The sequence below is a fragment of the Nocardia sp. CA-135398 genome, from assembly GCF_050955845.1.
Taxonomy (GTDB): Bacteria; Actinomycetota; Actinomycetes; order Mycobacteriales; family Mycobacteriaceae; genus Nocardia.
This window is the reverse complement of sequence record NZ_CP192084.1, coordinates 7,002,622-7,024,885: the sequence shown is the minus strand read 5'-3', so window position 1 is coordinate 7,024,885 and position 22,264 is coordinate 7,002,622. Positions and strand designations below refer to the sequence as shown.

Below are 22,264 nucleotides of genomic sequence, written 5' to 3'. Positions count from 1 at the left end.
GATCCATTCGAGCGACCGGCAAGAAGTCGCCGCGGCGGCTGCGACTCGCTCAACCACACAGACTTTGGAGACGAAGATGGCCAATCTGTTCGACCCGCGCGCCGGCCTCGGCGGCACCGCCCCGGCGAGCCCGCAGTCGCGCTACATCCTGCCCTCGTTCATCGAGCACTCGAGCTTCGGGGTCAAGGAGTCCAACCCGTACAACAAGCTGTTCGAGGAGCGCATCATCTTCCTCGGCGTGCAGGTCGACGACGCCTCGGCGAACGACATCATGGCGCAGCTGTTGGTGCTGGAATCGCTGGATCCCGATCGCGACATCACCATGTACATCAACTCGCCCGGTGGTTCCTTCACCTCGCTGATGGCGATCTACGACACCATGCAGTACGTGCGTGCCGATGTGGCCACCGTCTGCTTGGGTCAGGCCGCTTCCGCCGCGGCCGTGCTGCTCGCCGCCGGTACCCCCGGCAAGCGCGCCTGCCTGCCCAATGCCCGCGTGCTGATCCACCAGCCGTCGCTGGAGGGTGGCATCCAGGGGCAGGTTTCGGACCTGGAGATCCAGGCCGCCGAGATCGAGCGCATGCGTCGCCTGATGGAAACCACGCTGGCGCGCCACACCGGTAAGGATGCGGACACCATCCGCAAGGACACCGATCGTGACAAGATCCTGACGGCCGAGGATGCCAAGGAATACGGGATCATCGACACGGTCTTCGATTACCGCAAGCTCAGCGCCCAGAAGTAAGGCCGCCGCGCCGGATGTGGCGCGCTGATCGCTCGTAAGTTGCTCTATGTCAGGAAAATCCGGCCGGGCCGCATGCCGCTCGGCATGTGCCCCGGCCGGACTGCTTCAGGGAAGCCGACCGGCCGGAAGGGTATCGGGTGGAAGGGTTTCCGAGGCGGACGGCCAGGAGTGTCGGATGGCCGTCGATCGGGGTGGAACGTGTTCCATAGTGGTAAGAACTCGGACGACCCCCGTGAGAAACATGCTCGAGTTGTCGACCTCCGTCGCGCACACCGGGTACGGTCGACCTAGGGACCTTTGCTCCCGGTTGACGGCAGTGCTCGAACCGTCGGAATCGCTCGAGGTGTTCGTGATTACACCCGAGGGTGGCGGATTGCTGGCAACCTGGATAGACGGTTGCACGCGGACAAGGAAGTAGGGACCCACGAGATGGCGCGCATCGGAGATGGCGGCGATCTGCTGAAGTGCTCGTTCTGCGGAAAGAGCCAGAAGCAGGTCAAGAAGCTCATTGCGGGACCAGGGGTGTACATCTGCGACGAGTGCATCGATCTATGCAACGAGATCATCGAGGAAGAGCTGGCCGAGTCCAGCGAGGTCAAACTCGATGAGCTGCCCAAGCCCGCCGAAATCCGGGACTTCCTGGAGAACTACGTGATCGGGCAGGACACCGCCAAGCGCACTCTCGCGGTGGCCGTCTACAACCACTACAAGCGCATCCAGGCGGGCGACAAGGGGCGCGACGGCCGCGGCGAGTCCGTCGAACTGGCCAAGTCCAACATCCTCATGCTCGGCCCCACCGGCTGCGGCAAGACCTACCTGGCGCAGACGCTGGCCAAGATGCTCAACGTCCCCTTCGCCATCGCCGACGCGACGGCGCTGACCGAGGCCGGATATGTCGGTGAGGATGTGGAGAACATCCTGCTGAAGCTGATCCAGGCCGCGGATTACGACGTGAAGCGAGCCGAGACCGGCATCATCTACATCGATGAGGTCGACAAGATCGCCCGCAAGAGCGAGAACCCGTCGATCACCCGCGATGTCTCCGGCGAGGGTGTGCAGCAGGCGCTGCTGAAGATCCTGGAGGGCACGCAGGCGAGTGTGCCGCCGCAGGGCGGGCGCAAGCATCCGCACCAGGAATTCATCCAGATCGATACCACCAACGTGCTTTTCATCGTCGCGGGTGCGTTCGCGGGGTTGGAGAAGATCATCTCCGATCGCACCGGACACCGCGGCATCGGCTTCGGCGCCGAGGTGCGCTCCAAGGCCGAAATCGACACCGATGACCACTTCGCCGAGGTGATGCCGGAGGATCTGATCAAATTCGGTCTGATCCCGGAATTCATCGGCCGCCTCCCGGTCGTCGCCTCGGTGACGAACCTGGACAAGGAGTCGTTGGTCAAGATCCTCTCCGAGCCGAAGAACGCACTGGTGAAGCAGTACGTGCGGCTGTTCGAGATGGACGGCGTCGACCTGGAATTCACCGATGACGCGCTGGAGGCGATCGCCGATCAGGCGATCCTGCGCGGCACCGGCGCCCGCGGTCTGCGCGCCATCATGGAAGAGGTGCTGCAGCTGGCGATGTTCGACATCCCCAGCCGCGATGACGTCGCCAAGGTGGTCGTGAATGCCGACACCGTCAACGACAATGTGCTGCCGACCATCGTGCCGCGCAAGGCCCAGCGCGCCGAGCGTCGGGAGAAGTCGGCGTAGTAGCGCACTTCTTATACGTCACGAGTGGGCCGGAGATTTTTCCGGCCCACTCGATGTGTATCGGCCCGCCGGTTTGGGTACTCGTAGGTCACGGTTGAGTAACCAGCCCAGTCCTGGTCCTGGATGATCGGGGCGAAAAGTTCCCGCCGACAAGGCTTCTGCCCGGCGGATTCGACGGACCGAGGTCCTCATGTCGACAGTTCTAGTTTCCTCAGATCAACACATTGCTGCCGCGGACGGATCCGGACCGCAACGGTCCGCCGATCGTCTGTGTGTGGTCGTGTCACCGCCGGTGGATTCGGTCACCTTGTGTGCCGTCGGCGGCGAAATGGATTACCTGACGGCCGAAGCCTTTCGGCAGTCTCTGCTAGAGGCGCTGCCCACGGCGGGTGCGGTGGTCGTTATCGACCTATCGCAGGTGACGTTCTTCGGCGTCGCCGGGCTGCGGGTGTTGATGGAGGCCCGATCCTGGTTCGGCCACAGCGGCCGGCGACTCCAGTTGATCACGGGCCCGCGCTGCGTGGATCGGCTACTCGAGGTCGCGGGTCATGCCGCGGTCTTCGATGTCATTCCGAGCCTGGCCGCGGTCGCGCGGCCGAAACCGCTCGAGTTGGCTCGCGCGAGCGCCTGACCACTGAAAACGCGGGTGCGGCAGTCGAATTCGGCTGCCGCACCCGTGGTCGGTAATGGCCTTACGGCGCTTCGTTGCGCATATCGTCCTGGCTCCAGTAGGCGCGCATGGCGACGATCTTGCCCTCGTCGTCGAAGTCCATCGCATCGATGGGCGAGAGCGTGAAGCGCTGGTCGCCGAACTTGGTGACGAGGGTGAACATGAAGGCGGCGTGGTTGCCCGCGATCCGAACCGAATCCGCGTGCAGCTGCGTTTCCCGATCGAGGTTTCCGAGCACCTCGTAGAACTCGCGAATGGCATCGTGGCCGCGCTTGGGTTCGGTGCCGATCGGATCCTCCACCACCGCATCGGGTGTGTAGAGGTCGACGATCGCCTCGGTCGGGCCGGAACCGACCAGCTTGACGTACTGCTCGATCACATCGCGGATCTTGGCTGCCATGGAAACCTCTCACGAATTGAAACGTGTTCTAATTCGGAGCGTAGCAGTGTCCGATGGTCGCGTGGCATGGAATCCCGCTGGGCGGGGCAGACGTACTGGCGCAGATGGCCCCCCGCGCCAGCACTCGTCGAACGGTATGTGCACCGAACGGGCTCCGATCGATGCACCTCGGTTATCTTTTTGGCGCACTAGTGATGTGGGATACGGTGACGACCGCTTGTCACATCGCTGTGCCGCCCGATCGCGCCCGGACTCGGAATCGCCATTGACTCCCTGGTTCGCCGTTGAACCTTCTGTCCCGCACTTGTGCGTCTGCTTTTGGTGTCGTCATTCGTCTTCGATGCGTTACCGCCCCCACAGCCCTTTTCGACCCGAAGTCGGTGCCCCCGGTTCGGGTCCCGACCGCTGTGTGCGAAGGCTCCGCTGGGGTTACCGGCGACCTCCGCTGGGGCGTGGCAGTTCACGACCGGGGGTCTGTGGCCCGGTGGGGCGGGGGTGGTCGGAAAACTTGTCGCTATTTCTCGCTGTTCGAACCCGGTGTGTCGAGCTTGTGTGGTGCTCGTCGTGCTGTTTACTCGGTCCGGTCAACCAGATGTTCGAGTGACGAGTGAAAGCGGAGGAGACATGGCACTGCCTACCATGACCGCGGAACAGCGCACTGAGGCGTTGGCCAAGGCGGCAGCGGTCCGCAAGGCGCGCTCCGAACTGATCGGCAAGGTGAAGGCCGGCAAGGTTTCGGTCGCCGACCTGTTGAAGAAGGCGGACAGCGACGACCTGGTCAAGAAGACAAAGGTCGCTGCCGTGATCAAGGCGCTGCCCGGTGTCGGACCGGTCAAGGCGGCCAAGCTGATGGACCAGGCGGAAATCCCCGAGGACCGCCGCATCGGTGGCCTCGGCGCCCGCCAGCGTGCGGCGTTGCTCGAAGCACTGAAGGACTGACGCGTCAGCCGTAGCGATTGCTTGCAGGTCGCTCGAAAGGGTCAGCAGCGATTGCTTGCAGGTCGCTCGAAAGGGGCAGCAGCGATTGCTTGCAGGTCGCTCGAAAGGGGCAGCAGCGATTGCTTGCAGGTCGCTCGAAAGGATCAGCCGGACCATGATCGGGAAACGAATGCTCACGTCGGTGGCGTGGCTGTACGTCGAGAACGGCCGCTTGCTCGCGGTCCGGACCGAGGGACGCGACGCCTTCTATCTGCCGGGCGGCAAGCCCGAACCCGGAGAAACCTTGGCGGGAGCGCTCGTTCGGGAGGTTCGCGAGGAAGTCGGCGTCGAATTGGAGGCGCACCGGATCACGCCCGTGGTGACCATTACGGCCCCCGCCCACGGGCGTCCCGGAACGCTGGTCGAGATGCACTGCTTCCGCGCACCCGGTCACGGCACGCCGGCTCCGGCGGCGGAGATCGCCGAGATGGCGTGGCTCGGGCCGGACGACGGGCACCTGTGTGCACCGGCCGTTGTGCGGGCACTCGACCATTTGACCGCGATCGGAGGGTGGCACGCCGCCTGAACGCGCCCACTTCGCACGGAGAACGCCCCACAGCGATGCTGTGGGGCGTTACTGTTTCGGCGGTCTAGCGGCTGGTCCGGCGGCGGGGGAGGCGGAAGGTGATCGGGTCGGGATCGCGCAGCTGCGGCCCGCGCGGGGTGACCAGGATCAGGGCCGAGCCGAGGGCGACGATCAGCGCCGCACCGATAACGCTGAGCGTGAAGCTGGCCCCGCCCATCTCGGCGGGTTTGTGGAAGGCGTGATAGATCAGGTGCGGCACGCCGAATACCAGCCAGCCGATACCCGCGACCTGGGCGAGCGCGCTGCCGCCGAGGAATAGCGCGGCCAGTGTCACCGCGGTCAGCGCCAGGAAGAACGAGCCGACATCGGAGGCGAGATGGTGGTTGTACGGGCCGTCCGCGGAGATCCACTGCATGCCGAAACCCGGAAAGCTGGTGTACCAGGAGTGCGGCGCGAAGACCGCCCACAGTCCGACGACCGCGCCCTGAAATGCCAATACCCCCAATATGATTCGCACGGCGAGCCAGCGATTGCGCTGCTGGTCGAACCGCATCCGCACGCGTAGCCCACTGGATTTGCCGTCTACCGTGATCCGCATCGGTCTCTCCGTTCATCGCCGAACCAGGGATCTGGTGCTGCAACCGTAAGTCGGACCTCGGGTCACGATCAATAGGCGGCGACCTCGTCGCTGATGGTCAGCCGGTCGGAGCGCGAATAGATGTTCATGGTGTCCCCGCGCAGGAAGCCGACCAGCGTGAGGCCGGATTCGGCGGCCAGATCGATGGCCAACGAGCTGGGCGCCGAGACGGCGCCGAGCATCGGGATGCCCGCCATCACGGCCTTCTGGACCAGTTCGAAGGAGGCGCGGCCGCTCACGATGAGCACGAGATCGTTTGCGGGGATCCGCTTTTCGAGTACGGCCCAGCCGAGCACCTTGTCGACGGCGTTGTGTCGGCCGATATCCTCGCGCACGGCGAGTGCGGTGCCGTCGGTGGTGAACAATCCCGCGGCGTGCAGGCCGCCGGTGGCGTCGAAAACCGTTTGGCGGGTGCGCAATTGGTCCGGCATGGCGGCGAGGGTTTCGGTGTCGACGATGATCGACGTGGTCGGCAGCGGGAACCTGGTGCGGGTGCGGACCTCGTCGAGCGCGGTCTTACCGCAGAGGCCGCATGCGCCGGTGGTGAGGAAGTTGCGGCCGTGCACCGGGATCGGGGTACGCAGATGGATATCGAGAACGTTGTAGGTGTTCTGGCCGTTCTCGTCGGTGCCCGCGCAGTAGCGGGCGCTCACCACATCCTCGGCGGCTTGAATGATGCCCTCGCCCAAGAGGAATCCGTGCAGCAGTTCGATATCGCTGCCCGGGGTGCGCATGGTGACGGTGAGCGATTGGCCGTCCAGGCGCAGCTCCAACGGTTCCTCCACCGCAACGGAATCCGGTCGTTCGATCACGCCGTTGGGCGAGATGCGGCGCGTCTTGCGGCGCGCGGTCACTCTACTCACGATGGCTGCCCCACATGGATGTGCGGTTCCACCCGGATCGTCACAGCCTTGGATACCGGTGTATTCGACCGTGCCGCAACGTGATCCAGCGGAACCAGGGGATTGGTCTCGGGATAGTAGGCCGCGGCATTGCCGCGCGGAGTCGAGTATTCGACGATGCGGAAGCCGGTCACCTTGCGTTCGGTGCCATCGGTCCATTCGGAGATCAGATCCACCAGATCACCGTCGACGAAACCGAATTCGGTGATGTCATCGATATTCATCAAGATCACCTTGCGGCCGCCGTGCACACCGCGGTAGCGGTCGTCCAAGCCGTAGATGGTGGTGTTGTACTGGTCGTGGCTGCGCAGGGTCTGCAGGATCAACCGGCCCTCGGGGACCGGTGTCCAGGACAGTTCGTTCACCGCGAAATTGGCCTTGCCGGTGGCGGTGCGGAATTCGCGCGAGTCGCGCGGCGGATGCGGCAGTACGAAGCCGTTGCGGTCGCGCACCCGCTTGTTGTAGTCATCGCAGCCGGGGACGACACGGGCGATCGCATCGCGGATCTTGTCGTAGTCCTGCTGATATCGCGCCCATGGCACCGGGTGATCGGCGCCGAACAGTGCCTGCGCGAGTTCACAGACGATGGCGACCTCACTGCGCAGGTGCTCGCTGACCGGCTTCAGCCGACCGGTGGACAGGTGCACCATCGACATCGAATCCTCCACCGAAACTTGCTGTTTCGTGCCGTTCTGCAGGTCGAGATCGGTGCGGCCGAGGGTGGGCAGGATGAGTGCGGTCGCGCCGTGTACGACGTGGCTGCGGTTGAGTTTGGTGGAGACGTGCACGGTCAGCGCGCAACTGCGCAGCGCCGCCTCGGTCACTCCGGTATCGGGGGTGGCGGAGACGAAATTGCCGCCCATGCCGAAGAACACCTTGGCCGTGCCCGCGCGCATGGCGCGGATGGCATCGACGGTGTCGTAGCCGTGTTTGCGCGGGCTGGTGATGCCGAATTCGCGGTCGAGTGCGTCGAGGAAGGTGTCGGGCATCTTCTCCCAGATGCCCATGGTGCGATCGCCCTGGACGTTGGAGTGGCCGCGCACCGGGCATACACCCGCGCCGGGCTTACCGATCATGCCGCGCAGCAACAGCAGGTTGGTCGCCTCCTCGATGGTGGCGACGCCGTGCTTCTGCTGGGTCAGGCCCATTGCCCAGCAGATGATGATGTTCTTCGATTCGGCCAAAAGTGTTGCGGTGCGATGCAGATCGTCGTCGGTGAGTCCGGTTGCCTCGCGTACCGTGCCGAGATCTACCGCGCGCGCATTCTTCTCGTATTCGGTGAAGCCCGCGCAATGCGCATCGACGAATTCGCGGTCGACCACCGTGCCCGGCGCACGGTCCTCTGCCTCGAACAGCAGTTTGCCCAGGCCCTGGAACAGGGCCATATCGCCGCCGAGCCGGATCTGCAGGAAGTCGTCGGCAATCGAGACGCCGCTGGTGAAACCCTTGACCGTCTGTGGGTCGCGGAAGCCGAGCAGTCCGGTCTCCGGCAGTGGGTTGACCGCGATGACCTTGGCGCCTTTGGCCTTCGCACCCGCCAGCGCGCTGAGCATGCGCGGATGATTGGTGCCCGGATTCTGGCCCGCGACGATGATCAGATCGGCCTTGTCGAAGTCGTCGATCGAGACCGAACCCTTGCCGATGCCGATGGAACTGGTCAGCGCGGCGCCGGAGGATTCGTGGCACATATTCGAACAGTCCGGCAGATTGTTCGTGCCGAAGCTGCGGACCAGCAATTGATAGAGGAACGCGGTCTCGTTGGCGGTGCGGCCCGAGGTGTAGAACAGGGCCTCGTCGGGGGAGCTCAGCGCGCGCAGGTGTTCGACTATCAGCCGGTAGGCGTCGTCCCACTCGATGGGCGCGTAATGGGTGGCGCCGGGGCGCAGCACCATCGGGTGGGTCAGACGGCCCTGCTGGCCGAGCCAGTAACCGGATTTGCTCGCCAGTTCCTCGATCGAATGCCGCGCGAAGAATTCGGGGGTGACGGTGCGCAGCGTCGCCTCCTCGGCGACGGCCTTGGCGCCGTTCTCACAGAATTCGGCCGGTCGCCGGTGCCCAGTCGGCTCCGGCCAGGCACAGCCGGGGCAGTCGAAGCCGTGCACCTGGTTGAGGCGGGCCAGGGTGCGCGCGGTGCGCAGCACCCCCATCTCCTCCACCCCGCGTTTGAGCGCGACGGCCACGGCCGTCACACCCGCGGCCTGCTCCTTCGGCTGGGTCACGGTCAGTTCGGACTCATCGATGTCCTGTGTCGGCCCATTGCGGTGCATGGTGGACATTGTCCTCTCTCCGCGAAGTTTGTCGCGGACCCACCCTTTGTCCTGATCGCCGGCGCCCGCGTATCCCGGTTGTACGAGTACCGCCCGGTTCGGATCGTATGCACTCGTGGCTGGTTCGGCATGGTATGTGCGCTACCAGGTGTATCGGTGACGCTACCTGGTAGCCAGCGGTTTTCGTCCGGGTGCGGCTGCGCGAGAAGGCTCCGCGTCGGCGGGTGCTGGCCTACCATATCTACTGATCGAATCGCTGTTCTGAGGCATGGGCGATGGGGACGCTGGCGGCAATTCCGACGCGTGCCGGCGGGGAGCGTCGGCACGCGGCCTCTCGGCGCGCGAAATCCGGTGTTCGGTGCGGGATTTTCTGTGCTGCCGCGCTGCTGGTCGCGGTGGTGCCGGTCGGGTTCGGCAGGGTGGTGGCCTTCGGGGTTCCGGCATCGGAGGAGCCGACTTCGTCGGTGGTTTCGCCATCACCTGCGCCCGGGCATCACGGGTCGGGGACGCGGGATGGGTCCGCGGCACAGTCCAGCACGGCGGTCCCGAATGACAATTCGGACGGCGGCGGGACCCGCGACGGCACCGGGACCCGCGACGGCACCGGGACCCGCGACGGAACCGGGACGGGTGACGGAACCGGGACGCGTGATGGAACCGGGACGCAGACGACGACCAGTCGGGTGCCGACTGATCCGTGCGCCGGGCGGTCCTCGGATGGGTGCGCCGGAACGACTTCCAGTCCCGCCCAGCCACGGCTGCCCGATATTGTGCTGCCGCCGATCACCATCACCTCGCCGCCGCCCCCGCAGCCGCCGATCACGCCGGATCCGCCCGCGGATTCGTCAACGGTGCCGCCGCAGCAGCAGGCACCACAGGGTCCACGGCCGCCGGAATATCCGTCGAATAGGCAGCCCCAGGTGGTTGTGCCGACGGCTCGCCCCGCGGAACCGCAGCCCACGGCTGCCGCTCCGCCGATCGCGCCGCAACCCGCCGCGCTCGAGCTCAATCCAACGGCGATCGGGCCCGGTGGCGATGTCACCGCGGCCGGATCGGGGTGTGAGCCGCAGTCGCAGGTCACCGTGCTGGTCGGGGAGACGCCGGTGGGCAATGCCGTCGCGGGGGCCGACGGCGGCTTCCGAGCACCGCTGGCGTTGGCATCGATCGATGTCGGGCGGTACGAGGTGACGGCGCGCTGCGGTCGCACACTCACCGCGGCACTGGATGTGGTGCTGGTCAGCCGGATCAGTTCCGCCACTTCGACATTGACGGTGATCCTGTTCTTCTTGTTGATCGGTGCCTGGTTCTACGGGCATCGGCTCGTCTCACACCTACCCGCGCGGAGGGAACCATGATGCGAGCCCGCGTCTCGGCGGCGACGCGAATTGTCCTGCTGCCCAGTGTGTTCGCGCTCGTGCTCGGCGGGCTGTTCGCGGCGCCGGTCGCGGCCAAACCACGGGGTGTCGACATGTCGGCGACCATCGACGATCGCGATATCGCCGAAACCTCCGCCACCGAACCGCTGCGGCTGCAACCGAACAGCACTATTCGGGTGGCCATCGCGTTGACCAACAACGGCGATGGTGCGTTGCACATACGCCGGGTGGACCTGGCCGGGCATGTGCTCGGATTGAGTTTCTTCTCGTATTCGACCGCCGTCGAATTGACCATCGCACCAGGAAAATCCGAGGCACTGAAGTATCGGCTCGACCTGACCGGACTCGAGGGGCAGGCGACCGGACTGATCGTCGCGGACTTGGCGGTGATCGGCGAGGATGGCACGCAGGTCGCCTCGATACCGCTGGACACCGATGTGCGCGGTTCGTTGTATTCGGTCTACGGGCTGTTCGGGATAGCGCTGGCGGTGCTGACCATGCTCGCCATTGTCGATGCGGCGCTGGCAGTCGCCCGGCATCGGCTGTCCACCAACCGGTGGCAGCGCGGGTTGCGGTTACTCGCTCCGGGGATCGGCATCGGATTGATGTTCGGGTTCACCGCGTCGGTGTTGCGGTGGTGGGTTCCGGATACCGGGTTGTGGCTCGCGGTTGCCGGTGTGGCCGCGGCGGTCGGCTTCCTGCTCGGATATTGTTCGCCGACACCGGAAGTCGAGGATTCCGCGCCGACCGAGGAGATCGACGAAACGGCCGATGGGGAAACCGTGCGGCTCGCGGACGGGGCGACATCTTGACATCTGATACCGGCCGATTGCGGGCCGTGCTGCCCGCATATGACATCGGCGCGCAGGTCGGCAGGGGTGGATGCGGTGTGGTGCTCGCGGGTACGCATCGTCGGTTGGGGCGGCCGGTCGCCATCAAACAGATTCCACCGCAGTTCGCGCGCGACGAGCAGGTGCGGCGTCGGTTCGTCGCCGAGGCGCGGTTGCTCGCGGCCATCGATCATCCGCATGTGGTGCGAGTTTTCGACTACATCGAGGCCGATGAGCTGTGTCTGCTGGTTATGGAGTATCTGCCCGGCGGGACCGTCGGCAGTCGGTTCGCGACCGAGGGATTCGACGCGGCCACCGCGGTCGCGGTCGGGTTGGCCTGTGCCGCGGGGCTGGAAGCGGCGCACCGCCACAAGATTCTGCACCGCGACGTCAAACCGTCGAATCTCATGTTCGGCACCGGCGGTGCGATAAAGCTGACCGATTTCGGGATCGCCAAAATCGTCGGTGGCGATGAGACATTGGTGACCAGGACCGGTGAGATCGTCGGTACTCCGTCCTATATCGCGCCGGAACAGGCACGCGGACAGCTGCTTTCGCCAGCCACCGATGTCTACGCGCTGGCGACCATGCTGTATCAACTGCTGTCCGGAGCGCTGCCGTTTCCGCCGAATGACGACCATCTGGCAACGCTTTTCGCACACGCCTTCGGTAAACCCATACCGCTCCTGGACGTCGCACCGGGCGTGCCGGAGCCGATCGCCGAGGTGGTGATGCGTGGCCTGGCAACCGATCCCGCCGATCGCTTCGATACCGCCGAACTCTTCGGAATCGCTCTCGCCGAACTCGCCGCCTCGTGCTGGGGCGGTGATTGGCTTACGCCCGTAGGGATTCCGGTCATCGGTGCCGACACCATCGTCGCCGCCGCGACCGGGAGCAGTCGTGCCGCCGGGCGATCCGGTGTGCAGCAGCCGAGAGTACAGGCTGGGTTTGGGCAGGCCGCTGTCACGCAGCGGACAGGCGCGTCTACCCGGGGCTTCGGCTCTCGGACGCCGGTAACTGCCGACCCAACTCTGCCGCCGACTGGCAACCGACATGGGGTAATTCCCGCCGCGATGCCCTCCGCTTCGTCGGCCCCAACCGAAATCACGGCGATGCCAGGTCCACGAGGTTCGGATTCGGCTCCGAGTGGGCCGATATCATCGGTGCCGCCAACGCGCGCAGGTGTCACCGGTTCCGAGCAGTTCGGCACAGCGAAACCAGAGGGACGGACCGAGCCAGCGTCGGATTGGTCCACGTCGGAGCCGCATGCGTCGGGATGGCCAGCGTCGGAGCCGTCCGTGTCGGCGCCCATCCGACCGCCGATGGTTCGGGTGCGGCCGGTGCATGGGGGGCAGGACAACGGGGTTCGGTTGGCTGATGTCGATCGTCGGGATCTGGTGCCGATCCGCGATATCGTCACATTTGCCTCGCCGTGGCCGATGTTCGGGATCGGCGCGTTGCTCGCGGTGGCTGCCTGTGCGATTGCGGTGATCGGGTTGGGTGCGCCGACCGCCGGAGGGGATCTATTGCCGGGGACCGTCACCATCGCCGGTGTCGATCCGACGGGGCCGAATCCGATCGAGGTCGATCTGGCGGAGCCGATTCCCTTGCAGGTCAACGGAATCGATGTCGACTCGGCCGCGCTTACGGTGGAGGTATTCGGCGTGCGGTTGGGCGGGGATACGGTGCCGTTGCAGCCAGGTGGTGTGGCCACCCTGCCCGATCCGGTCAACTCGCATGTGCTGGCCGGAAACTTCGACGGCGAGCTCACCCTCCTGCGCAGTGGAACCGAAATCGCCACGCAGCGAATCGAATTCCGCACGACCCAACGCCCGACCCGTACCGCAGCCGCGGCCGCGGTCGTGGTACTGGCCCTGTTCGCCGTCGCCTACCTCGAGTCCAATACCCGCACCTTGCGCCGCGGCCACGGCGGCCTCGCCAACATCATCGGCCTTTCCGCGAGCTCGGCCATCCTCGCCGCCGCAGTCTCGGGTGCGGCCTGGATTCTCCGCAATACCCCACCCACCATCACCACCTTGTCCGTCACCGCCGTACTGGCCGCGGGGGCTGGCGTCGCTGCCGCACTGGGCGTGCGACGAATCGGCAAGCGCCGCAATCTTCTTCGCCGCACACGCCGCGATACTCGTTGACGGCGGGGGACCGGGAGGGTGTGCTCGTGTTCGGCGTCGGTGCGAGCTTCACGAGCGGCGGCGCTTGCTGGTGGCCTCGGTTGGGTGCTCGAGTCGGTCGTCGGCGCGGTAGGTGAGGATGCGTTGGCCTATGCGGAGGCTCCAGCCGGGGTGGAGTTCGGTGGGGGTGGTGCCGATGCGGGTCCATTCGTCGGCACCGGGGGCGGCGATGAAAGTGCCTGCGGGGGTTGCGGCGTCGCGGACGTAGACCTTGCCGCGGTCGACCGAGACGTAGGCGTGCACCCGCGAGACGTGGCGATCGCGCGGGACCGCGAGGGGCGTGGCAGTGGCGGCACGAACCGCTTCGTCGATCATCGGGCTGCGGCCGACGACATACGGCCGGTCCAGCGGAAACGCGGAGCCGTCCGCGAGAACCAGCGCGCCGACCGGTTGTCCCGTCCCGGATTTCTCCTGGTTGTTCGGGCCGCCGACCGGACGCAGAGGCCGCGGCCGAACCCCTTGTAAAGCCGGAATCTTGTGCAGCGCAATCGGTTCCGGCCGCGCAGCAGCATCCGCCCGGGTCCCGGCGACCTCGTCCCGCTCCCTGGCGGACATGGCCTGAGTACCGATTTCCTCCGGCGCACCTGCCTGCACGGATGCGCCAGAAGGGGCTGAACCACTCCGCCGCGCCTTCGATGATGACGCGCCTGTGCGCGCCCCGGCCGCCGATCCCGCGGCCCCGACCTTATCTGTCGACTCGCCGAATCCCGCGGGTCGCGCAGCCGATTCCTGCGGGAACCTGCCAGCGTCCGTCGATCCGGTTGGTCCGGCCTTTTCGGTTGGCTCGTCGTATTCGGCAGAGTCGGCGGCGTGCGGCTGAGCCGATCTGGCCGGTCGGGGCGAGCCGATGCGCGGGGTGGCCTCGGGTTTTGCGGTCGGCTCGTGGAGGGCTTCCAATCCGGCCGGAGCGGTGGGTGGGGGTTCGGCGGGGGAGGGGGTGCCGGTGGCGCTGGCTCGGGTGGCCGCGGATTTTCCGGTGCGGCGGGCGGCTATGCGCAGGACGAAGCCGCTGCCGGGGACGATTCCGGCGCGCAGGTCGGTGCGCGGGAGTTCGTGTATCGGGAAGGCCGCGTCCGCGCCGACCATGATCCGGCGCACCGGTTCTCGCACGATTTCGTCTACCCAGGTGAATGCGCGGGCTCCGGAGAGGCGCCGGGTTCCTTCTGCGCCCTGGATCTCCGCGCTGACCTGTCCGCGCAGCAAAATGACGGTGCCGTCGGCCGTCGGCGCGATGACGCCGAACGGCGGCGGTTCGGAATTGCCGCCGAAAACCACGGCGGCCAGCCGCTGCGCGATCGCCGCCCCGGGATGGCGCGCATCGGCGACGGCCTCGATCGCACCGAGTATCCGGTCCGTGGAAGGGGTTTCGCGCGCGAGATAGACGACAACCGCACCGAAGCGTGCGATCAGACCATCGCCGGGCGCAATCCCCACCGTAGACGCGTCATTCCGCACTCGCGCCTCCTTCCCGGACCACTACCGGCGTCCAGCATAGAACGTGCCCAGCGCCCGAAACCGGCCGTCGACGAACCGCGAGCGCGCATTCGCAGTGATTCTTATCGGCGTTGCTCGACGAGGTGTCGTGCACCACTGCGTGCTCGCACGGGTTCTGTCTTCGAGCAGGCTCTGCAGTGCGGTTTCGGAACGCGGCGCGGATCCTGCGACTCGACGCCAGTGGCGGCCCACACCGACGACGGCTTGGCGGACCGCGACCGGACTCTTATCGACCGCCTCGGTGATTCCTATTGCCCGGGTCGGTGCGCGATGAGCCTGCCCGATCAGGGGCAGCCGGTGAACTCGGATGCGTGGTCTTCGAGCCAGGTGGTGAAGGACCGGGCTGGGTGGCCGGTGAGGGTGGTGACGGTGTCGGTGATCGGGGTCGGGACGCCGTCGCAGCGGCGCCAGTAGTCGAGCAGCCCGTCGGCGTAGTGGGCGGGGATGAATTCGGCCATCTGCTGTTTCCACTCGTCGGGGGTGACGTGGGCGATGGTCGCGGTGCGACCGGTGACCTCGGTGATCAGGTCGATCTGCGCGGCGAACGTCAAGGTCTGCGGTCCGGTGAGGGCATAGACACCACCACGGTGGTCCGGTTTCGTGAGCAGCGCATGGGCGCATTCGGCGACGTCGAGTTCGTGGATCGGATCGGCGTAGGCATGGGGGTAGGGCAGGCTGACCGGACGGTCGGCTTTGATAGCGAATGACCAGCCGCGGGCATTGCTGGCGAAGGCGCCGGGACGCAGCACTGAGATGGTCATCGGTGTGTCGGCGAGTCCGAGCTCGGCGTCCAGGTGCGACTTCGCGACCGGATTGGTAATCGCATCCGGATCGAGCACCGCGGACGAGGACAGCAGCACGATATGGCCAACCCCGGCTTCGGTTGCGGCGGAGGCGAATTCCGCGATGTATTCGGGCTCCGCGTACAGGAATACCGAGGTGACGCCGTCAAGTGCGGCAGCGAAGGTGGCCGGATTCCGCAGGTCGCAGGCGACGGCGGGCATTCCCGCGGGAAGTTGCCCGGGGCGGCCGGAACCGATGCGGACCGCGTGGCCGTCGGCGCGCAGCAGGGACAAGAGATTGGTGGCGACCGTGCCGCGGCCTCCGGTAATGAGAATCATCAGAAATCCTTGGGGGTGAGAGTGGTTCACTGCGGTTGCGCGGCCTGGCATGGCGTGGCAGCCGCACTAGATCGGCATCGGTGAGAAATCCGGCCAGGATCGGCCCAGGCGACGACCAGAATTACGACCGATAGAGCCCATGCCCGCGCAGTTGACGGAACGACGATCGTTACGAACGGCGTTCGACATGAACCCTAAGAGGCGAACGATGTTCGTGTCAAACAATGTTCGTCAGCGCGTATGCTCCAGGGATGAGCGCCGCACCCGTCAGCCGCCGGGCCCGTCCCGCGAAAGCACCTCTCAGCCGTGACGTCATCGTCGAGACCGGCCTGCGCATCCTCGACCGGGACGGTTCGGCAGCCCTCACCATGCGCCGCGTCGCGCAGGACCTCGATACCGGTGCGGCCTCGCTCTACGTCTACGTCGCCAACCGCGACGATCTGATGGCCGCCATGCTCGACCAGGTGCTCGGTACGGTGCCCGAGCCGACCGGCGAAACCTGGCGCGACCGGCTCACGACACTGGTCGAGACGACCGTGCGCGCGATGTCCGAACACGAGGGACTCGCACTGGTCGCGCTCGGCTCGATACCGACGAGCCCGAACGCGCTGCGGATCGTCGAGCGGCTGCTTGCCCTGCTCGCCGAGGGCGGCGTCGACCCGCAGACCAATTCTTGGGCCGTCGATCTGATCTACCTGCACATATCCGCGCAGGCCGTGGAGCAGAGCACCTACAACACCAAGGACACCAACGAGCACGACTACATCGCCGAGGTCGCCAGGCACTTCGCCGAATTGCCCGCCGAGAGGTATCCGACGCTGGTGGCGATGCGCGAACAAATGCTGGCGGGCGGCGGCGACGATCGGTCACGCTGGGCGCTGCGTGCGCTGATCAACGGCATCCTGGCGACTCCGGTCGAATGAATGTCGTGGGAGAATCGTCCATGCGGATGATTCGACCGGCGGTCGAGGACGACCTGCCGATACTGCAAGATATCGAGCGCGCGGCAGGCAAACCATTCGCCGACATCGGCATGATGGCCGTTGCCGATGATGAGCCGCCGACACTGGATACGCTCCGGGAATTCCAGCGTGCGGGCCGCGCCTGGATCTATCCCGATGACGTTGGCCGCCCGGTCGGCTATCTGATCCTCGGAATCGTCGACGGCAATGCCCATATCGACCAGGTCTCGGTGGATCCGGAGCACGCGGGCAAGCGGATCGGTAAACGCCTCATCGACCATGCCGTGCGCTGGGCGAAAGCCCAAGGGATGCAGGCGATCACGCTGACCACCTTCATCGATGTCGCCTGGAACGGCCCGTATTACGAACGCCTCGGCTTCCGCTTTCTGACGCCGGCCGAGGAGACCACGGAATTACGCGAAATCCGGGCCGCCGAGGCCGCGCACGGCCTCGATCTCTGGCCGCGGGCCGCCATGCGCGCCGAACTCGACTCCTGGCAGTTGGAGTGAGTCAATGCTGCCGTGCGAAGGCGGCCTCCGCCGCGGGCATGGCCGCCGCACGGTCCTCCGGGACGAGACCGATCCGGGTGCGGCGGTCCAGCAGGTCCTCGGTGTCGATGGCGCCTTCGTGCGTGATCGCGAAGGCGAATTCGGCTGCGGTGACGTCGATTCCGGGGGCGACCGGTTCGGCGAGAGTGGGATTCCGGTCGGCCGCTTCGAGTACGGCCGCAGACTCGCTGCCGTAGCGCTCGACCAGCACGGTCGGGGCCGTGATCCGGTCGCGAGCGGCACCGGAGACCGCGCCGACCAATGGAAGTCGCTTGGTTCGGCACGGCCCAGCGGTGAGGTTGCCGTGCGCGAGCGCCGCATCGACGGCGTCCTCGGCCATCTGACGGTAGGTGGTGAGTTTGCCGCCGACAACGGTGATGACGCCGGTCGGGGAGTGCAGCACCGCGTGCTGGCGGGAGATATCGGCGGTGCTGTTGTCGGCAGTTCGCAGCAGGGGGCGCAGTCCGGCGTAGGTGCCGCGAATGTCCTTGCGGGTCAATGGCTCTCGGAGCGCGGTGTTGATGGTGTCGAGGAGGAAATCGATTTCGGCGTCGGTGGGCTTCGGCTCGTCGGGAACCGGGCCGGGGGCATCCTCATCGGTGAGACCGAGATAGACCCGGCCGTGCGCGGCGGGGAAGGCGAAGACGAAACGGCTGGTACTGCCGGGTACGGGGACGGTCAGCGAAGCGGTCAGTCCGCCGAATGATTCGGCATCGAAAACGAGATGGGTGCCGCGACTAGGGCGCAGTTCGATGCTCGGGTCGACCTGATCGGCCCAGACGCCGGTGGCATTGATGACCGTGCGGGTCCGGACGGTCATGGCTTCGCCGGTCAGGGTGTCGCGCAGGGTGGCCGAATCTCCGGTTACGTCAAGGGCTTCCACGCGAGTGAGGATCGTCGCGCCGTGCGCGGCCGCAGTGCGAGCCAATGCGACTACCAGTCGCGCATCGTCCACCAGCTGTCCATCCCAGGCCTGCAGGCCGCCACGCAATCCGTCGCGACGCACGGTCGGCGCCAACCGCAGCGCCTCGGCGGTGGCGACCCGACGCGAACGCGGCAGTGTCGCGGGGGAAGTGCCCGCGCTGCGGCGCAGGACATCCCCGGCGAGGAAACCGGCGCGGATCAAAGTCCGTTGTGCGATACCGATTTCCGGGAGCAGCGGCACCAGCTGTGGCAGCGGGCGGACGAGATGCGGTGCGGTGGTGGTGAGCAGAATCCCACGCTCGACCGCGCTTTCGTGTGCGATGCCGACCTGCCCGCCGGCGAGATATCGGAGTCCGCCGTGCACCAGCTTCGAACTCCACCGGCTCGTGCCGAATGCCAGATCGTGGCGCTCCACCAGCACGGTCCGCAGTCCTCGTGCCGCGGCATCGAGCGCCGCACCGGTTCCGGTCACGCCGCCGCCGATGACCAGCACATCGATGTCGACGCCGTCGCCGAGCAGCTGTAGTTCACGATTGCGGCGTCCGGCATTCAGCGCGGAATTCCCGTGGGCAGCAGCCGAATTCGCAGTCATCACAATCCCTTTCGGTGGCGGAGCTCGCCGGGGTATTCGGTCGTTCGCGGTTGGGCGTTGTTATCGCGGCTTCGCCACAGGAGCGAGATAACCGTCGATCGCGCGACCCAACTCGGTATCCAGCGCGGCCCCGGCCAGCAGCGGTGCGACCGTGCCGGCCGACTGCACCGCCGACTGCGCGATGAGCAGCAGCATGGTCGCCATCTGTTCCGGCTCGCCCGCGCGAATCGTGCCGTCCCGGTGGCCCGCTCGGATGCCCGCACTGAACAGCTCGATCAGTGCGCGCTGGTTGCGGCCGAGGCGGCCGAAGACGTAGGTGAGCATCAGATCGGTATCGGTGCGGAAGATCTTGCCGAACAACGGATTCGACCGAATCGTCGCCGCACCCGCGACGACCCCTTCGACCAGTCGGGTGCGCGCGTCGCCCGCGGCGGGCATGGTGTCGGTGACGATCGCGCGCAGTTCGCGCACCAGCAGTTCGGCAACCAGCGATCCGGTATCGGGCCAGCGCCGGTAGACGGTCGGCCTGCTGACACCGGCGCGGCGGGCGACTTCGGTCAGTGTGGTGCGGCGCACCCCGAACTCCTCGACGCAGGCCCTTGCCGCGTCGAGGATCGCGAGATCGGTGGCCGTGAGCGTGTCATCGGGGACGGACGCTGCGGAAGTCATCGGGTATCACCACCGGGTGTCGGCGGCACCGAAGTGCCGAAAACGAAAGCCTGATCGTTACTGCTTGACAGTCTATGTCAAACTGTAACGCATGGTCGAGACGCAACAGCACGCCGACGAAATCGGGTCCGCCGAGACCGGTGCGCCCGCCACAAACCCGGGCGAGCCGACGCATGTGGCGAGTATGGTTTGGGACGCCTGGGGCATCCCCGCCGGACACAAGCCGCTCTCGGCTTCGATTCGGAACCTGTTGACGCAGGTATTCGGAGTGTCCGGTGACCCGGTGGCGCGCCGCGATGAGGGCGATGTGCCGCTACGCGAGTCGGCGCTGACGCCGACTCAACGGGACGGGTTGGTCGCGGTGGTCGGCGTGGGCAGCATTTCGGTCGACCACCACGATCGTCTGCTGCACGCGGGTGGCAAAAGCACCCCCGACCTGCTGCGCCGTCGCGCCGATGGTCCGCAGGACGCCCCCGACGCCGTCGTTTTTCCCGCCGATCACGAGCAGGTGCTCGCGGTGCTCGGCTACTGCGCCGAGAACGCCATCGCGGTCGTCCCCTTCGGCGGCGGTACCAGTGTGGTGGGCGGCGTCGACCCGGTCCGCGGTCGCTTCGATACCGTCATCGCGCTGGATCTGCGCCGCTTGGACGGTATTTCGGAGATCGATCCGATTAGTGGCACCGCCACCCTCGGCGCGGGACTTACCGGTCCCGAGGCCGAGGAACTCCTGGCCGCTCATGGACTTTCGCTCGGCCATTTCCCGCAGAGCTTCGAATTCGCCAGCATCGGCGGATTCGCGGCAACCCGATCCTCTGGTCAGGCATCGGCGGGCTACGGGCGCTTCGACGACATGGTCCAGCACCTCAAGATCGCAACGCCCAGCGGCACCATCGAACTCGGCCGCGCGCCCGCCTCGGCCGCGGGCCCGGACCTGCGTGAATTGTTCGTCGGGTCGGAGGGTGCCCTCGGCGTGATCACCGAGGTCACGCTGCGGGTGCATCCGGTGCCGGAGACCATCGGTTACCAGGCCTGGTCATTTCCGGACTTCGAAACCGGCGCCGCCGCACTGCGTTCGGTGGTGCAGGCGGGTGCCATGCCAACGGTGCTGCGGCTATCCGACGAAGTCGAGACCGGCGTGAATCTGGCGCGCTCCGCCGATATCGGCGGTGAGCCGGTGGCCGGTTGTCTGGCCATCACCACCTTCGAAGGTACTGCGGCGCATGTCGTTGGCCGCAGTGCCGAAGCGCGGGAATTACTCGCGGCCGCGGGCGGGACCGCGCTGGGGCGGACCCCGGCTCAGGAATGGGAGCACGGGCGTTTCGCCGCACCCTATATGCGCGATGCGCTGCTCGATCTCGGTGTGCTGTGCGAAACCCTGGAAACCGCGACGACCTGGTCGAATCTGACCGAGCTCAAGGCGAAGGCGACTGCGGCACTGACGGATTCGCTCGCCGGACAGGGCACGCCGCCGCTGGTCATGTGCCACATCTCGCACACCTATCCGACCGGAGCGTCGCTGTACTTCACCGTTATCGCCAAACAGTTGGACGATCCGATAGCCCAATGGCACATCGCGAAACGCGCGGTCGGTGACGCGATCGTGGCCGCGGGCGGCACCATCACCCACCATCATGCGGTCGGTGTCGACCACCGACCCTGGATTCCGGACGAGATCGGCGATCTGGGTGTACGCGTACTGCGAGCCGTGAAGCGGGAATTGGACCCCGCGGGCATCCTCAACCCCGGAAAGCTCGTCCCGTGACACAGGATGTCCGTCCGGTGCGGGCGATCACCGTGGTGACCAACCCGCAGTCCGGTGTCGGCAGAGGACACGAGGTGGCGGCGGCCGCGCTGGCGCGATTCGCCGAAAAGGGCGTCCAGATCACCGAGGTCCGCGCACCATCGGCCGCCGAATCCGTACGCCAGGTGCGGGATTCGATCACCGGCAGCGCCCAGCCGGATGCGGTGGTCTGCATCGGCGGCGACGGACTGATGAATGTCGTACTGGAAGCCATCGCGCGGACCGGTGTTCCGCTCGGCTTGATCCCCGCGGGCACCGGCAATGATCTCGCGCGCGAAATCGGTGTGCCCACCGACGATCCCGTCGCGGCCGCGGACCTGATCCTCGGCGGCCGCACCCGCACCATCGACCTCGGCCGCATCGAATCGCCGTCGCCCGGATTCACACCCAAATGGTTCGCCACCGTCACCGGTACCGGGTTCGATGCGCGAGTCACCTTGCGCGCCAACGATATGCGCTGGCCCAAGGGTCCGCTGCGCTATACCTTCGCCGCACTGGCCGAAATCTCCGGTCGCTTCACTGTGCCGTATCGAATCGAGCTGTCCGGCGTTGTTCCCGGTGCGCTCGACAATCCGGACGCCGACACCGTCATCGAGACCGACGCCGTCATGGTGGCCATCGGCAACACCCGCACCTATGGCGGTGGCATGCTGGTCTGCCCGGACGCGGTAATGGACGACGGGCTACTGGATCTGACTGTCGTAGGCGCGGTTTCGCGCCTGGATATGCTGCGCCTGCTGCCCGCCCTTTCGGCGGGTAGGCGAATCGATCACCCGGAATCCAAGCAGTATCGGGTCACCCAGGTGACTCTCACCGCGCCCGGTGCTCCCGCCACCGCCGACGGCGAACCCGCGGGCACGCTCCCTGTCACGCTGCGCGCGGTCCCCGGCGCGCTTACCGTACTGGTCCCCTGATTGCTACTC

The 22,264-nt window shown here is 66.4% G+C and carries 20 protein-coding genes; 12 read left to right on the top strand and 8 right to left on the bottom strand.

The annotated features are described in order from the left end of the window. Window positions 1-76 precede the first annotated feature (76 nt). The 3 genes from ACQP1T_RS31295 (at window position 77) to ACQP1T_RS31285 (ending at window position 3,086) form a co-directional block, all read left to right on the top strand. Window positions 77-745 (top strand): ATP-dependent Clp protease proteolytic subunit, encoded by a 669-nt coding sequence (locus ACQP1T_RS31295; RefSeq protein ID WP_063044696.1) that lies wholly within the window; start codon window positions 77-79, stop codon window positions 743-745. Window positions 746-1,174: 429 nt separating this feature from the next. Then, window positions 1,175-2,455 (top strand): ATP-dependent Clp protease ATP-binding subunit ClpX, encoded by a 1,281-nt coding sequence (clpX, locus tag ACQP1T_RS31290; RefSeq protein WP_433756623.1) that lies wholly within the window; start codon window positions 1,175-1,177, stop codon window positions 2,453-2,455. A 274-nt stretch (window positions 2,456-2,729) separates the two neighbouring features. Continuing rightward, window positions 2,730-3,086, top strand: coding sequence for an STAS domain-containing protein (locus ACQP1T_RS31285; protein WP_433756622.1), 357 nt, complete (start codon window positions 2,730-2,732; stop codon window positions 3,084-3,086). 61 nt (window positions 3,087-3,147) lie between these two features. On the opposite strand, the gene ACQP1T_RS31280 is transcribed toward ACQP1T_RS31285, so the two are convergent. After that, on the bottom strand, window positions 3,148-3,525 hold the full coding sequence (locus tag ACQP1T_RS31280) for a nuclear transport factor 2 family protein (protein ID WP_433756621.1): 378 nt from the start codon (window positions 3,523-3,525) through the stop codon (window positions 3,148-3,150). A 624-nt stretch (window positions 3,526-4,149) separates the two neighbouring features. Here ACQP1T_RS31280 and mihF point away from each other — a divergent pair. Then, on the top strand, window positions 4,150-4,464 hold the full coding sequence (mihF, locus tag ACQP1T_RS31275; RefSeq protein ID WP_040687687.1) for an integration host factor, actinobacterial type: 315 nt from the start codon (window positions 4,150-4,152) through the stop codon (window positions 4,462-4,464). 154 nt (window positions 4,465-4,618) lie between these two features. Then, on the top strand, window positions 4,619-5,029 hold the full coding sequence (locus ACQP1T_RS31270; protein WP_433756620.1) for an NUDIX hydrolase: 411 nt from the start codon (window positions 4,619-4,621) through the stop codon (window positions 5,027-5,029). A 64-nt stretch (window positions 5,030-5,093) separates the two neighbouring features. On the opposite strand, the gene ACQP1T_RS31265 is transcribed toward ACQP1T_RS31270, so the two are convergent. The 3 genes from ACQP1T_RS31265 to ACQP1T_RS31255 all read right to left on the bottom strand — a co-directional run bounded on the left by ACQP1T_RS31265 (window position 5,094) and on the right by ACQP1T_RS31255 (window position 8,835). Continuing rightward, window positions 5,094-5,627 (bottom strand): hypothetical protein, encoded by a 534-nt coding sequence (locus tag ACQP1T_RS31265; protein ID WP_433756619.1) that lies wholly within the window; start codon window positions 5,625-5,627, stop codon window positions 5,094-5,096. A gap of 68 nt (window positions 5,628-5,695) precedes the next feature. Further along, window positions 5,696-6,529, bottom strand: coding sequence for a formate dehydrogenase accessory sulfurtransferase FdhD (gene fdhD / locus ACQP1T_RS31260; protein WP_433756618.1), 834 nt, complete (start codon window positions 6,527-6,529; stop codon window positions 5,696-5,698). After that, the gene (locus ACQP1T_RS31255; protein ID WP_433762434.1) at window positions 6,526-8,835 is read right to left on the bottom strand and encodes an FdhF/YdeP family oxidoreductase; all 2,310 of its coding nucleotides are present in this window, start codon (window positions 8,833-8,835) and stop codon (window positions 6,526-6,528) included. The genes fdhD and ACQP1T_RS31255 overlap by 4 nt, the downstream gene beginning before the upstream one ends. Before the next feature lie 275 nt (window positions 8,836-9,110). Here ACQP1T_RS31255 and ACQP1T_RS31250 point away from each other — a divergent pair, with 275 nt between their 5' ends. The 3 genes from ACQP1T_RS31250 to ACQP1T_RS31240 are packed head-to-tail and all read left to right on the top strand — an operon-like array spanning window position 9,111 to window position 13,191. After that, window positions 9,111-10,190: a hypothetical protein gene (locus tag ACQP1T_RS31250; RefSeq protein ID WP_433756617.1), complete on the top strand. Its 1,080-nt coding sequence runs from the start codon at window positions 9,111-9,113 to the stop codon at window positions 10,188-10,190. Further along, complete coding sequence (locus tag ACQP1T_RS31245) at window positions 10,187-11,023, top strand: hypothetical protein (RefSeq protein ID WP_433756616.1); 837 nt, start codon at window positions 10,187-10,189, stop codon at window positions 11,021-11,023. The genes ACQP1T_RS31250 and ACQP1T_RS31245 overlap by 4 nt, the downstream gene beginning before the upstream one ends. Further along, the gene (locus ACQP1T_RS31240) at window positions 11,020-13,191 is read left to right on the top strand and encodes a protein kinase domain-containing protein (RefSeq protein ID WP_433756615.1); all 2,172 of its coding nucleotides are present in this window, start codon (window positions 11,020-11,022) and stop codon (window positions 13,189-13,191) included. The genes ACQP1T_RS31245 and ACQP1T_RS31240 overlap by 4 nt, the downstream gene beginning before the upstream one ends. Window positions 13,192-13,239: 48 nt before the next feature. Here ACQP1T_RS31240 and ACQP1T_RS31235 read toward each other — a convergent pair whose 3' ends face one another. Together ACQP1T_RS31235 and ACQP1T_RS31230 are read right to left on the bottom strand one after the other, a co-directional pair. Beyond that, window positions 13,240-14,685, bottom strand: coding sequence for an FHA domain-containing protein (locus ACQP1T_RS31235; protein ID WP_433756614.1), 1,446 nt, complete (start codon window positions 14,683-14,685; stop codon window positions 13,240-13,242). Between the two features lie 323 nt (window positions 14,686-15,008). After that, window positions 15,009-15,845: an SDR family oxidoreductase gene (locus tag ACQP1T_RS31230; protein ID WP_433756613.1), complete on the bottom strand. Its 837-nt coding sequence runs from the start codon at window positions 15,843-15,845 to the stop codon at window positions 15,009-15,011. A gap of 251 nt (window positions 15,846-16,096) precedes the next feature. Here ACQP1T_RS31230 and ACQP1T_RS31225 point away from each other — a divergent pair, with 251 nt between their 5' ends. Together ACQP1T_RS31225 and ACQP1T_RS31220 are read left to right on the top strand one after the other, a co-directional pair. After that, window positions 16,097-16,768, top strand: a complete 672-nt coding sequence (locus ACQP1T_RS31225; protein WP_433756612.1) for a TetR/AcrR family transcriptional regulator — start codon at window positions 16,097-16,099, stop codon at window positions 16,766-16,768. Between the two features lie 5 nt (window positions 16,769-16,773). After that, a complete protein-coding gene (locus ACQP1T_RS31220) occupies window positions 16,774-17,316 on the top strand; it encodes a GNAT family N-acetyltransferase (protein WP_433756611.1) in 543 nt (180 codons plus the stop codon). Window position 17,317: 1 nt separating this feature from the next. Here ACQP1T_RS31220 and ACQP1T_RS31215 read toward each other — a convergent pair whose 3' ends face one another. Both ACQP1T_RS31215 and ACQP1T_RS31210 read right to left on the bottom strand, forming a co-directional pair. Further along, window positions 17,318-18,871, bottom strand: a complete 1,554-nt coding sequence (locus ACQP1T_RS31215; RefSeq protein WP_433756610.1) for a glycerol-3-phosphate dehydrogenase/oxidase — start codon at window positions 18,869-18,871, stop codon at window positions 17,318-17,320. A gap of 60 nt (window positions 18,872-18,931) precedes the next feature. Then, complete coding sequence (locus ACQP1T_RS31210; protein WP_433756609.1) at window positions 18,932-19,540, bottom strand: TetR/AcrR family transcriptional regulator; 609 nt, start codon at window positions 19,538-19,540, stop codon at window positions 18,932-18,934. A gap of 184 nt (window positions 19,541-19,724) precedes the next feature. On the opposite strand from ACQP1T_RS31210, the gene ACQP1T_RS31205 reads away from it, so the two are divergent. Together ACQP1T_RS31205 and ACQP1T_RS31200 are read left to right on the top strand one after the other, a co-directional pair. Beyond that, on the top strand, window positions 19,725-21,302 hold the full coding sequence (locus ACQP1T_RS31205; RefSeq protein WP_433762433.1) for an FAD-binding oxidoreductase: 1,578 nt from the start codon (window positions 19,725-19,727) through the stop codon (window positions 21,300-21,302). Then, on the top strand, window positions 21,299-22,255 hold the full coding sequence (locus ACQP1T_RS31200; RefSeq protein ID WP_433756608.1) for a YegS/Rv2252/BmrU family lipid kinase: 957 nt from the start codon (window positions 21,299-21,301) through the stop codon (window positions 22,253-22,255). Before ACQP1T_RS31205 ends, ACQP1T_RS31200 begins: the two co-directional genes overlap by 4 nt. The last annotated feature ends 9 nt before the right edge of the window (window positions 22,256-22,264 follow it).